This is a genomic window from Corallococcus sp. AS-1-12, assembly GCF_020036995.1.
Classification (GTDB): Bacteria; Myxococcota; Myxococcia; order Myxococcales; family Myxococcaceae; genus Corallococcus.
Genome location: NZ_JAIQDD010000013.1, coordinates 87235 through 101253, shown reverse-complemented (window position 1 = coordinate 101253; position 14019 = coordinate 87235). Strand labels below are relative to the sequence as shown.

Below are 14019 nucleotides of genomic sequence, written 5' to 3'. Positions count from 1 at the left end.
CACCTCAACCGAGGCCACGGGAGTGCTTCGGCAGCGGCCGGGTCACCCAGGCGCTCAACCCGGCTACGTGCCAGGGCGCCAGCAGGGTGAAGGCGGACGGGCCGATGCTGGCCCAGGAGAGACCCACGGCCCCCGTCCAGAGCAGCGCCTGCGCCAGGATGAGCAGCCAGCCGGTGAGCTGGAGCCGCCGGCGCTTCAAGGCATGGCCGCCCAGCGCCAGCAGGCACGGCAACACGCCGCTCAGGGTGAACAGCGCCCACGGCACCACGCGTTCCGCCGTGAGCTGCTCGGGCGGCCTGTGGATGGAGTACTGCGTGTGCACCACGCCGTCGTGGAGCAGCACCCCGTAGAAGAGGCCCGTCTGGTAGAGCATCGCGGCCGTCGCGACGGCGACCCCGAACCCTCCGGGTCGCGTCCGGGGCCGCGCGTCCCGCCCCACCAGCTCCGGTGGCAGTTCCAGCGCGTAGGGATGGCCCAGCGCCATCAAGGCGTCCTTCGCCGCCTGCCGCACCGTCACCCCTTCGCGGCCCGCGCGGCCCCCCAACGGCTGGCCCGGCGCCATCAACGCCAGCAGCAGATCCGCTCGCGCCCGGGGTGTCTCCGCTCCCGTGGGGGCCTGACCCAGCGCCGCGATGAGCAGGTCGGTGTCCGCCCGGGTCGCGTCGGGCGAGCGCACGGCGTCCGCCATCGCTTCGAGGGAAGGCCGCGACGGATGTGGCTGTGACCGTGACACGGTGTGGACTCCCTCTGCTCACGGATGGGTGAGGACCGGCCCACGATGGCACACGTCCCGACCGCGCCGGAACGCGGGGCGGGGGGCGCGCGAAGCCGGGGCCGCATCCCGTATGCTCCGCGCCCCATGTCCCCGTCCCTGAACGCCCGAAGCGCGCTCGTCGCGGCCTCGCTCCTGCTGGGCACCCCGGCCCTGGCGCAGGCACCGCAGGACGGCGCGCCGCCCGCGGAAGCGGCCCCGCCCGCGCAGGCCCAGCCCGTCATCACGAAGCCTCCCGAGCTGCTCCAGCAGGTGGAGGCCCCCTACCCGCCCGAGGCGCTCGCGGAGGGACTCACCGCCTCCGTGCGCCTCATCATCACCATCGCCGCGGATGGCTCCGTGTCGGACGTGCTGCCCACGGAGCCCGCGGGCCATGGCTTCGACGAGGCGGCCATCGCGGCGGTGCGCCAGTTCCGCTTCTCTCCCGCGGAGGTGGACGGTGTGCCCGCGCCGGTGCAGGTGGAATACATCTACCACTTCACCCTCGACGCCCCGCCCCAGGAGGCCCCCGGTCCGGAGCAGGCCCCGGTGGCGCGCAATGCCACGCTCAAGGGGCAGTTGATTTCACGCGGCAGCCGCTCGCGCGTGGCCGGCGCCACCGTGCGCTGCGGTGACGACCCGGAGGCGCCCGAGGCCGTGTCGGACGCGGACGGCCGCTTCAGCCTCGACGTGCCCCCGGGCGAGTGCGCGGTGCGCGTGGTGGCGTCCGGCTACCAGCTCTACCAGACGAAGGAGCTGCTCCAGGAGGACGAGACGACGGAGGTGAACTTCTTCCTCGCCCCCACCGGCGGCGCGCTGGAGACGGTGGTGCGCTCCGAGCGGCCGAAGAAGGAGGTCGTGCGCCGGACCATCACGCGGCAGGAGGCGCAGCGGACGCCGGGCACCTTCGGAGACCCCATCCGCGTCATCCAGACCCTGCCCGGCGTGGCGCGCGCGCCCTTCATCTCCGGCCAGTTGCTGGTGCGCGGCTCCAACCCCGGCCAGACGGCGACGATGATGGACGGGGTCGGCATCCCCCTCCTCTTCCACCTGCTCGGCGGCCCCTCGGTGGTGAACGCCGAGTTCATCGACCAGCTCGACTTCTTCCCGGGCGGCTACGGCAGCCAGTACGGCCGCGCGGTGGGCGGCATCGTGGAGGTGGGCACGCGCAAGGGCGCCGCCGACACGCTCCACGGCTCCGTGAAGGTGGACCTCCTGGACGCGGGCTTCTTCCTGGAAGCCCCCGTGAAGGACGGCATCAGCGTGGCCGCCGCCGCGCGGCGCTCGTACATCGACACGCTCCTGCCCGCCGTCCTGCCCAAGGACGAAGGCAGCACCCTGTCCGTGGTCCCCAAGTACTGGGACTACCAGTTGCGCGTGGACTTCGGCGCGAAGCGGGACGCCCGTTCGGAGGACGAGGCCCAGGCCCTGGCCGGCGGCGCGCGCAGCACCGGCTACGTGATGGCCTTCGGCAGTGACGACCAGCTCCGCCTGGTGACCGGAGGCCCGGAGACGGAGCGCGACCTGACGGTGGACACGCACACCCTCTTCCACCGCATCAAGGGAGACTGGACGTACCGCAAGGGCGCGCTCACGTCCGTCTTCACGCCGTACGTGGGCTATGACGGCACCAGCTTCAAGTTCGGCATCGCGAAGCAGGACGGCGTGGGCTACACGGTGGGCGCGCGCGAGGTGCTGGGCCTGGAGCTGTCCCCCCGCCTCACCGTGCGCACGGGCCTGGACCTCGTCTACGAGCACCAGTCCTTCGACGTGGAGTTCCCCGCCCCGGAGAACTTCGAGTACGTGGCCTTCCCCGGCGCCGAGTCCGTGGGCGAGCTGCTGGTGGAGCACATCGGCCTCGGCTCGTTCGACGGCGCGCTCTTCGTGGAGGCGGACCTGAAGGTGGGGAAGTTCATCTTCACCCCCGGCGTGCGCGCCAACTACCAGCGCGCGGGCGACGCCCGGAACGTGGCGTTGGATCCCCGGCTGTGGGTGGCCTTCAACGCCACCGAGCGCACCCAGCTCAAGGGCTCGCTCGGCCTCTACAGCCAGCCGGGTGAGACGTTCCGCTTCATCACCCTGCCGTACGGCAACCCGGACCTGTCCTACCAGCGCGCGTTCCAGAGCAGCCTCGGCGTGGAGCACCGGCTGACGGACGTGTTCAACGTCGACGTGACGGGCTTCTTCAACCGCCGCTTCAGCAACATCGTCGCGCCCGGACAGATCATCTCCCTGCCGGGCGGAGGCGTGTTCCAGGTGCCGTACTCCAACGACGGCATCGGCCGCGCCCTGGGCGTGGAGGTGATGGTGAAGAAGCAGCGCGCGTCCGCGACGGACAAGTGGTCCGGCTGGCTGTCGTACACCTTCAGCCAGTCGCTCGACGGGAGAGCGGGCCCCCTCCCCGAAGGCGGTGGAGGCTTCGGGGGCTTCGGGCCCACCGGCGACGACACGGCGTATGGCCTCAGCCCCTTCGACCAGACGCACATCCTCACGCTGGTGAGCAACTACGTCCTGGGCAACGGCTGGGAGCTGGGCGGGCGCTTCCGATACACCACCGGCCGCCCCACGACGCCGCTCAACCACACCTTCGACCAGTACCAGGTGGACCGCAACCGCTTCAGCGGCATGTACGGCCCCTATGCGTCCGCGCGCATGCGCGGCTTCCACCAGTTGGACGTGCGGGTGGACAAGGGCTGGCAGTTCCAGAGCTGGACGCTGGGGGTCTACCTGGACGTGCAGAACCTCTACAACGCGGAGAACACCGAGTTCACGTTCAACGACTACCGGCAGCGCCGCGAGTACGAGGTGCCCGGCATCCCCATCCTCCCCGTGGTGGGCGTGAAAGGAAGCTTCTGACATGAAGACCCTGCTCAACACCGGAGTCCTGCTGCTGTGGGGCCTGGCGGCCATCGCCTGCGTCGACCCCGAGGACAAGCCGTCGAGCGTGCACGACCTCCGCGTGCTCGGCGTGTCCACGGAGCAGCCCGAGCTGCTCGCCTCCACCTGCGAGCAGACCCCGGAGGCCTTCGACGAGCTCGCCGCGGAGGTGACGTACCGCGCGCTGCTGGTGGACCCCGCCGGCGAGGGGCGCCCCCTCCAGTACCAACTGTGGGCCTGCGCGGATCAGGACGACCGCACATGCGCGAACGCGGCGGACCGCGCCCTGCTCGCGGAGGGCACCACCTCCGCGGGCGAGCTGACGCTGCCCATCCGTCCCGGCGCGGCCCGGGTCGCGGAGGACAAGCTCCTGCTGGAGCGCGTGCTGGAGGAGGACGCCTACCAGGGGCTGGGCGGCATCCGCATGCCGCTCGTCCTGAGGGTGGCGGCGGGCGGCGAGGAGGTCTACGCGCAGAAGCTGATGGTCTTCTGGTGCCCGGTCGTGGAGGGCATGAAGGCCAACGAGCAGCCGGTGCTCCCGGGCCTGCGGGTGGACGACGTCCCCTGGCCGGAGGGTGAGCCGCTGGAGCTGAGCGGCCCCGGCCCCTTCGTGGTGACGGCCGACGACGTGTCGGACCGGGAGGAGGCCTACGTGGTCCCGGGCCTGCGGTTGCAGGCCGTGAACCTCAAGGAGGCCTGGGAGATCGCCTGGTACACCACGCTGGGCGAGTTCAGCCTGTCGGAGACGGGCGGCGCGGACTTCGGTGGCCAGCAGGGACGCCACCGCGTGGAGTGGGAGCCGACGGCAGGCGCGGCGGCCCAGGAGGTGACGTTCTGGGCCGTGGTGCGGGACGGGCGCGGCGGCAGCTCCTGGCTGGTGCGCAGGGCGCGCTGGACGCCCTGAGGCACGGGCCGTCAGCGCCCTCGTGTGGCGCCGTGGTTTATCCGGGCACTCCACCACGCGTGCTGGCAAGGTGCCTGGCCATGCCACGCTCCCCGTCGACGAAGAAGCCCGACACCGCCGCGCTGATGAAGAAGGCGGATGCCTTCCTGGATGAGATGCCGCCCCAGTTGGAGCAGGCCATCCGACTCCTGCGCGAAATCGTGGAGGCGGATCCAGAGCACCTCCTGGCCCTGCACTCGCTCAACTGGGCCCTGGACCCGGCGCGGCGCATGGAGCCCCACCGCTGGGAGCGCGAGCTGAAGGCCGAGCACTGGCGGGTTCGCGACCGCGTCCTCGAGCTGACCCGAGGCACGAAGCCCGGCGGCACGCTGTCCACCGGGCAGAAGGCGCGCGCGCTGGCGCTGAGCCAGTGGGCCGAAGACCTGGTGCGGCGCAAGCCGACGGACGCGCAGCTCGAACAGGCGGAGGCGGCGCTGGAGGAGGCCCTGGCCCTGCGCGACATCGCGGAGCACGCCCGCGCACGGCGGGGGCTGGACGCGTGGCACGCGCTGAGGCGGGGTGCTCCGGAGCAGGGCTACCGGAAGCTGCTCGCCCTGGTGGAGGCCGCTCCCGACCCGCGCGCCCCTGACGACGAGGGCCACGAGGATCCGTTCGCCTTCCAGGGCCTGGAGGGCGCCTTCTCCGACGAAGGCTTCCACGCGTGGCTGCGGGAGCAGAAGCCCGCGCCGCGTCCCGCGGCGCGCAGGGCCAAGGCCCTGGACGACGCGCTCCTCCAGGCGGCGGGGCTCGACGCGGCCCCCTTCTTCGGCCCCGGGTTCGAAGGGGAGTGGCGCACCGGCCGGGTGCTGGCCCTGGTGGCGCTGGGAGCCGACCTGGAGGCCCGGGACAGGGACAAGCGCGGGGTCCTCCACCTGGCCGCGATGGTGGGCGACGCATCGCTGGTGAAGGAGCTCCTGCGGCTGGGCGCTCCCGCGGACGTGATGGATTCAGCAAAGGGCACGCCCCTGCACGCGGCGGCCGAGCACGCGAGCGCGGCCTGCATCGCCCTGCTGGCGAAGGGCGGCGTCCCCGTGGACGCGCTCGACAGCGCGGGGCGCACGGCGCTCTTCAACGCGCGGCGGGCGGACGTGGCGCGAGCGCTCATCGACGCGGGTGCCAACCCCAACGCGGGCAAGGGCTGGACGCCGCTGCACCAGCACGCGCGCATCCCGGAGCGCGGGCCCGTCATCGAGGTCCTGCTCCAGGCCGGAGCGGAGGTGGCGCGCAAGGACGCCGCGGGACAGACGCCCGTGCAGGAGGCGCTGGAGCACGGCAACCCGCACCTCGCCCAGCTCATGGGCGCCAAGGCCCCTGTGGGGAGGACGGGAGCGATTGACGTGCGGCCGATGCTGGACGCGCTGGCCCGCGAGCGGAAGGCGTTGCTCGAGGCCTGGTACTCCGAGGACAAGGACGTGGCCTCCGTGGAGCAGGTCCTGAACCGGCTCGCGCTGGAGGGCGCCACGTCGTGGGACGCGCTCGCGGCGGCGGTGCAGGGCATGCCTCCCTGGACGGCCATGGCCCTGGTGGAGCTTGCCCGGGAAGCGCTGCCGGTGGAGTCGATGGCACCTTCCCTCTCCAAGCTCCCACGCTTCGTGCGCGGGGACCTGATGGTGAAGGGCGACCTGCACGTGGACGGGCCGCTGCTGGTGACGGGGAACCTCACGGTGGAAGGCGTGCTGAGCAACGCAGGGCCCGAAGGCCTGCTCGTGGTGGGGGGCTCGCTTCGCGCCAGCCGCGTGGACACGGATGGAGAGCTGCTCGTGGGCCAGGACCTGGAGGCGCGGTCCGTCCGGGGGCACGGCAACGACGCGACGCTCCGGGTCGGCGGTGAGCTGAAGGCCGAGGAGGTCATCGCGGAGGACCACGACATGCAGACCCGGGGAAGACACCGCATCAACAGGTGAGCCCGCGGACCAGCAGCGCGCAGTCGGGCTGTTCCCCAGGCCAGTACACCCGCCCACCACCGGGCCCCACCTTGGGCCCGTTTGGAAGAACCCACACACAAGGGGCGCGGATGAAACGGATGAAAGCGGCGCTGTTGTTCCTGTCGCTGGGCGCGGGCGCGGGCATGGGCTGTGCCACCACCTACGACCCGTACTACTACGACACCGTCTACTACGATCCGTACTACGGGGCGTATGACGCGGCCTGGGCCTATACCTGGGTCGACCCTGTCTACGGCTATTGGTACTACGCCATCGGCAACGTGCAGGCCATGGCCACCGTCGATCCCAACACGGCGGCCTCGCAGCTCGCGGCGAATGCCTCCACCGCCTTCACGCCCGCCGGCTGCGTCACCGCGACCGCGACGGGCGCGACGGTGAACTACGCCTTCAACAACTGCACGGCGCCGGTCTCCCTCACGCAGATCTCCGGCAACGTGGAGCTGGTGCTCTCTGACAACCAGGGGCAGCTCGCCGCCACGGCGACCTCCAACCAGCTCACCATCAACGGCGAGCCGTACAACCTCTCGCTGCAGATCGCCGGCCAGCCGCCGGATGGCGACACGCGCAAGGTGACCGTCACCTCCAACAGCTTCTCGCCGAATCGCTTCGATTCGCGCACGTCCCAGAGCACGGTGACCTGGACGGGGGGCAGCGGGTGCATCACCGTGGACAGCACGACCCAGGCCACGAAGGGCGGCCTCAACTCGACGTCGACCGTGTCCGGCTACCAGCGCTGCGACCACCAGTGCCCCACGGCGGGGATGGTGCAGGTGGACACGACCGAAGGGACGTTCACCACCACGTTCGACGGCACCAACACCGCTCGGGTCACCGCGCCGAACGACGAGATCAAGACGTTCAACATCGACTGTTGAGCGCCAGGCGTGGCCGGTGGCGTCCAGCCCTGGCCCGCGCATTGCTGAAGGCCAGACCCGAGGGCTCCATTGACGGCGCTCCCCGGGTCCACGCCCTTCCCGGAGCCGTCGCACCGTGGTCATGGCGCCACGGTGCGCGGCTGTGGCGCCACACGCCACCATGTCCCGACCGCACTCCCCCATCCCCTCCATCCCGAGCCGCCACGGCCTGCTGCCCGCGATCGTGTGCAGCCTGCTCGCGGTGGACCTGCTGGCCCTGCGGCTCGACTGGAGCGAGCGCGCCAGCTTCGCCTTCCTGTCGTGGAACCTGTTCCTGGCCTGGGCGCCGTACACCCTGGCGCTCGTCGCGCGGGGGCTCATGGTGCGAGGCCTGGGCCGCCCGTGGCTCCTGGCTCCGCTGGCGCTCGGCTGGCTCGCGCTGTTTCCCAACGCGCCCTACCTGGTCACCGACTTCATCCACCTGCGTCAGCGGCCCGTGGTTCCGCTCTGGTTCGACGCCGCGCTCCTGGCCCTGTTCGCCGCCACGGGGTGGCTGCTGGGCCTGCTGTCGCTGGACATCTGGAAGCGGTGGCTGGAGGAGCGCTGGGGGCCCACGACCGCATGGGCCTTCGTCGCCATCACGTCCGGCCTGTGTGGCTATGGCATCTACCTGGGCCGCGTGGAGCGCTGGAACAGTTGGGACGTGCTGTCGGAGCCGGACCGGCTCCTGCGGGCCATGGCCTCACATGTCAAGGACCCGCTGGCCCACCCCGCCCTGCCCTCGCTCACCCTCCTCTTCGCCCTGCTCCTGCCGCTGTCCTACGCCGGCTACGAGGCGCTCGTCGCCCGCCTGTGCCGTCAGCGCGGCGGGCGACGCGCGGCCAGTTGAAGGGCTACCGGGTCCACCGGAGCCCGGCCACGGCGTCCCCGCCGTGCTCGTAGTACTCGATGACGACGGAGTGCTCCCCCGCGCGCATCCAGCGCGCGTGCACGTAACTGGTGGAGGATTGGTCCTTCCAGCCGTTGATGATGCGGCTGCCGTCCACGAAGACCCGGATGCCGTCGTCCGCCTGGGCCAGGAAGAAGTAGAGGCCCGTCGCGAAGTAGAACCGCCCCGTCCAGCGCACGGAGAAGTCATCCGCGCCCACACCTGGCACGGGGCTGCCCGCCCCCCAGAAGTGCATGAGCGGTGCCCCCTCGCAGCGCACGTTCACCGGGGCGTCCGCCAGCTCCCGGTTGGCGAAGTACTCCGCCCGGTACTGCCCCCGCGGACACTCCGCCGGCGCGACGGATTCGAAGAACGCCGTGACGCCCACGGCCTCCGTGCCCACTTGGATGGTGTGCTCCGCGGCCCCGCCGTCGGACCAGCCGACGAAGCCGTAGAGGCCCTGGGGTGACGGCGCGAGGATCGCGTGCGAGGAGCCCGCGACGACCGAACGCACCAACGGCGCCGGGCTGGCCGTCCCGTCGAACACCACCTCCAGCCCGGGCGGTGACGTCTCCACCGTCACCTGCACCTTCAGGGGCAGCAGCGTCACCGTCCGGCTGCCCGTCAGCCCCGCGGAGTCCGTCGCGGTCAGCGTCAGCTCGAAGCGCACGTCGTCGCCGTGGTCCGGGATGGTGAGGGTCCCGCTGGGGCCCTGGCCTTCGTCATAGGGGTGGGAATGGCACGCGCCCGGCGTGCAGTGCACCAGCGTGAGGGACCACGCCATCCGGTCGCCCGGGATGGCGCCGTCCTCCGCGTCGCTCGCCGAGCCCGCGAACGTCACCACGTCCCCCACCTTGAAGCGGAACGCCTCCGACGGCGAATGGATGGACACCACCGGCGACAGGTTCCCCACGGAGATGGACACGGAGGCCGTGTGGCTGCCGCCATGTCCGTCACTGACGGTCAGCCGGGCCACGTAGAGGCCGGCCACCTCGTACAGGTGCTCCGGGTTCGCCACGCCCGACACGGAGCTGCCGTCCCCGAAGTCCCACACGTACTGGAGCGCGTCGCCGTCCGCGTCGCGGGAGCCGGCGCTGGAGAAGAACACCCGCAGGGGCGGCCCGCCTTCGCGCGGCGTCGCCGAGGCCACCGCGACCGGCGGCGTGTTGGTGCCCGGGTAGCGGATGCGGCGCAGCTCTCCCGCCAGGATGTCCACGACGTAGAGCTGGGAATCGGGCCCGCTGCTCAGGTTGACGACGCCGCCCGCCTCGGTGGCGAAGACCGCCACGCTGTCCGGCACGAGCTGATCATTGGCGTCCACCCGCAGCACCCGGATCCATTGCTGGACGTAGTCCGCGAAGAAGTAGGCGCCCCGCCACTGCTCCGGGAACGCCGGATCCTGGATGAAGGCGCCGCCCGTGACGGACTGGCCCTCGGCGTGCGTCCAGGAGTACAGCGGCGGCCGCACCGCGTCCGGCCCCCGGGCATACAGCGCCTGGCACGCGGCCTTGGGCTCGTAGCCGCGCTGGCGCCCCGGGCCCTCGTAGCAGGGCCAGCCGAAGTTCGCGCCCGGCGTCGCGACGTTGATCTCCTCGTGGTCGTTCCAGCCGACGTCCCCCACGTAGGGCGTGCCCGTGCCCGGCCGCAGGTTGAAGCGGTAGGGATTGCGCAGCCCCAGCGCCCACACCTTCGAGCGGTTGGCCTGGCCATTCCCGTTCCAGAACGGGTTCGACGGCACGCCCTCGCCGGTGGGCGTGATGCGCAGCACCTTGCCCGCCAGCGAGTCCAGGTCCTGCGCCCGCAGCGCGTCGTCATCCACGACGTCGAAGCGGGCCCCGTCCCCCAGCGACACGAAGAGGGTGCCGTCCGGCGCGAACCGGAGGTTGCCCACGGAGTGCGAGGCGCTGTCGGAAGGGATGCAGTCAGCCCCGGGAGGCAGGTCCTTGCAGGAGCCGGCCACCGCGGTGCCCAGCACCACCGACTCGCTGGCGGGCGAGGCCGTGTCCCCTTCCGCCGTGTACCGCGCCAGGCGCGACGTCTTGGGCCCGTCGTCGTCCGTGGCGTCGTCGTCGTAGGTGTAGAGCAGGTAGACGTAGCCGTTCTGCGCGAAGCCAGGGTCCACCGCGAGCCCCAGCAGGCCCCGGTCATGGTGGCTGTTCACCCGCGCGCTGACGTCCAGGAAGGGCGTGGGCAACAGGACACCGTCCTTGACGATCCGGACCACCCCCGCCTTCTCCGCGACGAGGATGCGCCCGTCCGGCAGGTGCGCGAACGTCGTGGGGTAGTGCAGGCCGCCCACCACGAGCTCGGACGAGAAGCCTCCCGGAAGGGCCCGCGCGGCGGGCTCCGGCGCCCTGGCCGCCGCCAGCAACACCCAGCCCAGCCCGAGACAAAGACAGACGGCGAACGGATCCGGCCAGCGGCGCGGCAAGGACATGGAGCCCCCTCCAACGGGTGCGAAAAGAGTGGGCGCAAGCTGGTGCCTCCACTCCTTCCGGCCATCCGTCCCGGGGCTCCGGGCCGCTGTCACCTTACACGCGACACCCCAGCCGAAGAGGGCCGGGCGCGCGCGGCCTCCCCCCTCAGCGGCGGGAGGTGCGTCCCCAACGCAGCGTCAGTCCGGCGTAACCGGTCGGCTGACGGCGGCCGCCCTGCAAATCCAACGGCAGCTCGATGCCGCCCTCCGCCCGCAGCTCCAGCGAGGGATTGAGCCGGTACGCCACGCCCAGCGAGCCGCCCGGCGCGATGAGCAGGTGCGAGCCATTGAACCTGCCCTGGAAGACGGTGAGCGGGCCCGCGAAGGCCCCCATCAGGGAGGCGCCTCCGGTCAGGGTCCACCGGGGATTGAGCCGATAGTCGACCAGCGTCTGGGCTCCCAGGCGGAAGTTGACGGGCTCCGTGGTGTTGTTGGTGACGGGCACGTACCAGAGGCCCGCGCTCGGGGCGACCGACACGGTCCAGGGGGAGCGCTCCACCAGCCGATGCCGGGTCCCCAGCTCCAGGCCCAGCAGGGTGAGGCGGCCGCCCCAGTCCCAGTTCTCGCCGGCCCCCTTGCGGAAGGTGAGCTCGGGGTTGGGCAGATAGGCCCGCTCCCGGCCGCGCTCGAAGGCAATCGTGTTCACGGAGACGCCGACCTCGGTCGTCCCCACCGGGGTCGTCGCCGCGCCCAGGTTGCGCGCTCCGCTCAGACAGCCGGGCGCGCCCAGGAGCAGCGCCCCCATCCCCAGGGCCCGCAGGAAGGGCCTCGGCATCACTGTGGCCATGCGAAGCGCACCCAGACCGGCTGGTGGTCGCTCCCGGAGGGGCGCGGGTCCACGCCGCGCTCCAGCGGCGTGAGCCCCCGGACGAAGACGGAGTCGAGCGCCAGGCCGCCGATGACGGAGTCCACGGTGTCCCCCACCCCTTCGGAGGCCCACTGGAAACCCCACTGCGAGAACAGCTTCACGGTCTGCGTCAGGCTCCCCGGGTCGGAGGTGTTGAAGTCCCCGGCGATGACCTGCGCCGGCGCCGCGCCCTCGACCGCGTGGATGACGGTCTCCGCCTGCTCCAACCGCGCGCCCAGCCCGACGATGGGGGTCGCGCCGTGCACGGAGACCACCTGGAAGGGGGTCCCCCGGATGTCCACCGTCGCGGCCACCGCGATGCGGTGCTGCTGGTGATACGGGTCGTCGTGGGGGAGGTTGATCTTCTGGTCCGCCGTGATGGGCCACCGGCTCAACACCGCGTTCCCGAAGTCATCCCCGTCCTTGGCCACGGAGGCCGGGTAGTAGACGTAGGACAGCCCCAGCTCCCGGGCGATCCGCTCCACGGCCGGAGCGTCCATCTCCTGCATCGCGATGACGTCCGCGTTCGCGAGCGGAGGGCTCGACAGGGAGGTGACCGCGTCGGTGACCTGCTCGGCGAAGGCGAGGTTGTACGTCACCACGGTGACCGAGGAGGGGGCCTCCACGGCGGTGGGCTGCACGGGCCGGTAGTCTCCGCTGTAGCGAGGCCCCTCCGCGTCGGAATAGCTCGGCATGATGGGGCAACCGGTCAGGGAGCCGAGCATCAGGAGCGCCCCCAGCCATACGGCCGGGCGGGCTGGGTCTCGCCGCAAGGACTGAGTCATTCCCGCAACGAACGCCGTGGGAAGCCCGGGATTTCCACGGGGATGACGCCCATGCCTGCATGGCCGGGAGGCCGCACAGTTCACCATTGGCTGATGTCCACGCCTGCCCCTCCCGCGAGCACGGCCTGGAATGCCCGCGCCAACGCTCGCGCGAGACCCGGGCCCTGTATTCGCGCGGGGCCACGGGCTTTATCCATTCGCCTCGCGTGGCGGGCCCAGGAGCGCCTTCCGCGCCGCCGTTCTACCCGCGGTACCCACGAGGAAGCTGAATGAACCAGGAACAGTTCTCCATGCAGGGGCAGCAGATGTTCGCCGACGCCCTCAAGGCTCGGATCGTCGACGCCGTGAACGAGCGCGTCGTGTCCGGTCTGGAGGAGCGGATCGGCTCGGAGATCCGCGAGCGCGTCAGCGACGCGATTCGCGGCGCGCTGCGGGAGCGCATGACGGGCATGCAGCAGGGGGAGGGGGCCGGAATGCCGTACGACACGGAGCAGATCGCTGAAGCCATCCACAACCGCCTCACCGACGTCATCCACGAGCGCGTCGTCAGCGGCGTGCACGAGCGCGCCCGCGAGGTGCTCCGCGAGCGGCTGGGCGAGGCGCTGCGCTCCGCCCTGGCGGAGAACTGGATGAGCATGCAGCAGGGGCACGGTCACTTCGACCCGCAGCGCATCGCCGAGCGCGTGCGCATCCGGCTGGAGGACGCCCTGCGTGAGCGGCTGGGCAACGTCGTGCGCGAGCGCGTTCGCGACGCCATGCGCGAGCGGCTGGGCGAGGCGCTGCGCTCCGCGATGATGGAGCGCCGGATGGGCATGGAGGGCTTCGGGATGGACCCCGAGCGCATCGCCGACACCCTCCGCACCCGGCTCGCCGACGCCGTGTCCGAGCGCATCCACTCCGTGGTGCGCGAGCGCGTCCGCGAGGCGCTGAAGGAGCGGCTGACGGACACGCTGCGCTCCGCGCTGTCCGAGCGCCGCGTGCAGATGGGGCAGATCGACCCGGAGCGCCTCGCCGACACCGTGCGCGAGCGCATCGCGGACACCCTGCGCGAGCGCGTCCAGAGCGGCCTGCGTGAGCGCGTGCGCGACGCGCTGCGCGAGCGGCTGGGCGACGAGCTGCGCGCCCGGCTGACGGAGCGCGCCCAGGGCTACATGGGCTTCCAGCCCCAGGGCATCGGGATGGTGGACCCCGAGCGCATCGCCGACACCCTCCGCGGGCGCCTGGTCGACGTGCTCCACGAGCGGCTGGCCAGCAACCTCCGCGAGCACCTGCAGGACGCGCTGCGCGAGCGGCTGGGTGACGCCATCCGCGAGTCGATGGGCACCATGGGCGGGGTGGGTCACGCGATGCGGGGCGGGTACGGTGAGCAGCACATGGGCGGCTACCAGGCCCAGGGCCCCGGCCAGGTCGACACGGAGACGCTCGTGTCCGCCATCCGCGAGCGCGTGGGCGAGGACCTCCGCGAGCGCATGGCGAGCATGGTGCGCGAGCGCGTCGCCGAGGCGGTGCGCAAGGAGCTGAAGAACGGCGTCGGCGGCACCCAGCCCCTGGCCTGACGGACGCCCGTCCGGGATGAAGACTCCCTCCCCGCCTCCATCGCTCCAGGAGGCGG

The 14019-nt window shown here is 71.9% G+C and carries 10 protein-coding genes; 6 read left to right on the top strand and 4 right to left on the bottom strand.

Translation table 11 applies throughout. The features are described from left to right. Positions 1 to 4: 4 nt before the first annotated feature. Positions 5 to 688 (bottom strand): hypothetical protein, encoded by a 684-nt coding sequence (locus K8556_RS21595; protein ID WP_223741967.1) that lies wholly within the window; start codon positions 686 to 688, stop codon positions 5 to 7. Between the two features lie 171 nt (positions 689 to 859). Between K8556_RS21595 and K8556_RS21590 the strand changes: the two genes are divergently transcribed. The 5 genes from K8556_RS21590 (at position 860) to K8556_RS21570 (ending at position 8260) form a co-directional block, all read left to right on the top strand. After that, complete coding sequence (locus K8556_RS21590) at positions 860 to 3607, top strand: TonB family protein (RefSeq protein ID WP_223741966.1); 2748 nt, start codon at positions 860 to 862, stop codon at positions 3605 to 3607. Between the two features lies 1 nt (position 3608). Beyond that, the gene (locus tag K8556_RS21585; RefSeq protein WP_223741965.1) at positions 3609 to 4532 is read left to right on the top strand and encodes a hypothetical protein; all 924 of its coding nucleotides are present in this window, start codon (positions 3609 to 3611) and stop codon (positions 4530 to 4532) included. A gap of 80 nt (positions 4533 to 4612) precedes the next feature. Continuing rightward, positions 4613 to 6475 carry an ankyrin repeat domain-containing protein gene (locus K8556_RS21580; protein WP_223741964.1) on the top strand — a complete coding sequence of 621 codons (1863 nt, stop codon included), beginning with the start codon at positions 4613 to 4615 and terminating at the stop codon, positions 6473 to 6475. Positions 6476 to 6585: 110 nt separating this feature from the next. After that, entirely contained in the window at positions 6586 to 7392 is an 807-nt protein-coding gene (locus K8556_RS21575; protein WP_223741963.1) for a hypothetical protein, read from the top strand. Positions 7393 to 7552: 160 nt separating this feature from the next. Continuing rightward, positions 7553 to 8260: a DUF1361 domain-containing protein gene (locus tag K8556_RS21570; RefSeq protein WP_223741962.1), complete on the top strand. Its 708-nt coding sequence runs from the start codon at positions 7553 to 7555 to the stop codon at positions 8258 to 8260. A gap of 4 nt (positions 8261 to 8264) precedes the next feature. Here K8556_RS21570 and K8556_RS21565 read toward each other — a convergent pair whose 3' ends face one another. The 3 genes from K8556_RS21565 to K8556_RS21555 form a co-directional block, all read right to left on the bottom strand. Beyond that, the gene (locus tag K8556_RS21565) at positions 8265 to 10736 is read right to left on the bottom strand and encodes a PQQ-dependent sugar dehydrogenase (protein ID WP_223741961.1); all 2472 of its coding nucleotides are present in this window, start codon (positions 10734 to 10736) and stop codon (positions 8265 to 8267) included. A 145-nt stretch (positions 10737 to 10881) separates the two neighbouring features. Beyond that, on the bottom strand, positions 10882 to 11562 hold the full coding sequence (locus tag K8556_RS21560; RefSeq protein ID WP_223741960.1) for a hypothetical protein: 681 nt from the start codon (positions 11560 to 11562) through the stop codon (positions 10882 to 10884). Continuing rightward, a complete protein-coding gene (locus tag K8556_RS21555; RefSeq protein WP_223741959.1) occupies positions 11550 to 12317 on the bottom strand; it encodes an endonuclease/exonuclease/phosphatase family protein in 768 nt (255 codons plus the stop codon). Before K8556_RS21555 ends, K8556_RS21560 begins: the two co-directional genes overlap by 13 nt. 359 nt (positions 12318 to 12676) lie before the next feature. Between K8556_RS21555 and K8556_RS21550 the strand changes: the two genes are divergently transcribed. Further along, entirely contained in the window at positions 12677 to 13963 is a 1287-nt protein-coding gene (locus K8556_RS21550) for a hypothetical protein (RefSeq protein WP_223741958.1), read from the top strand. Positions 13964 to 14019: the final 56 nt, after the last annotated feature.

What these genes read in the sequence shown, in the direction of transcription:
- K8556_RS21595 (WP_223741967.1), bottom strand. Translation starts at nt 688, where the DNA reads ATGGCGGACGCCGTGCGCTCGCCCGACGCGACCCGGGCGGACACCGAC.
- K8556_RS21590 (WP_223741966.1), top strand. Translation starts at nt 860, where the DNA reads ATGTCCCCGTCCCTGAACGCCCGAAGCGCGCTCGTCGCGGCCTCGCTC.
- K8556_RS21585 (WP_223741965.1), top strand. Translation starts at nt 3,609, where the DNA reads ATGAAGACCCTGCTCAACACCGGAGTCCTGCTGCTGTGGGGCCTGGCG.
- K8556_RS21580 (WP_223741964.1), top strand. Translation starts at nt 4,613, where the DNA reads ATGCCACGCTCCCCGTCGACGAAGAAGCCCGACACCGCCGCGCTGATG.
- K8556_RS21575 (WP_223741963.1), top strand. Translation starts at nt 6,586, where the DNA reads ATGAAACGGATGAAAGCGGCGCTGTTGTTCCTGTCGCTGGGCGCGGGC.
- K8556_RS21570 (WP_223741962.1), top strand. Translation starts at nt 7,553, where the DNA reads ATGTCCCGACCGCACTCCCCCATCCCCTCCATCCCGAGCCGCCACGGC.
- K8556_RS21565 (WP_223741961.1), bottom strand. Translation starts at nt 10,736, where the DNA reads ATGTCCTTGCCGCGCCGCTGGCCGGATCCGTTCGCCGTCTGTCTTTGT.
- K8556_RS21560 (WP_223741960.1), bottom strand. Translation starts at nt 11,562, where the DNA reads ATGGCCACAGTGATGCCGAGGCCCTTCCTGCGGGCCCTGGGGATGGGG.
- K8556_RS21555 (WP_223741959.1), bottom strand. Translation starts at nt 12,317, where the DNA reads ATGCCGAGCTATTCCGACGCGGAGGGGCCTCGCTACAGCGGAGACTAC.
- K8556_RS21550 (WP_223741958.1), top strand. Translation starts at nt 12,677, where the DNA reads ATGAACCAGGAACAGTTCTCCATGCAGGGGCAGCAGATGTTCGCCGAC.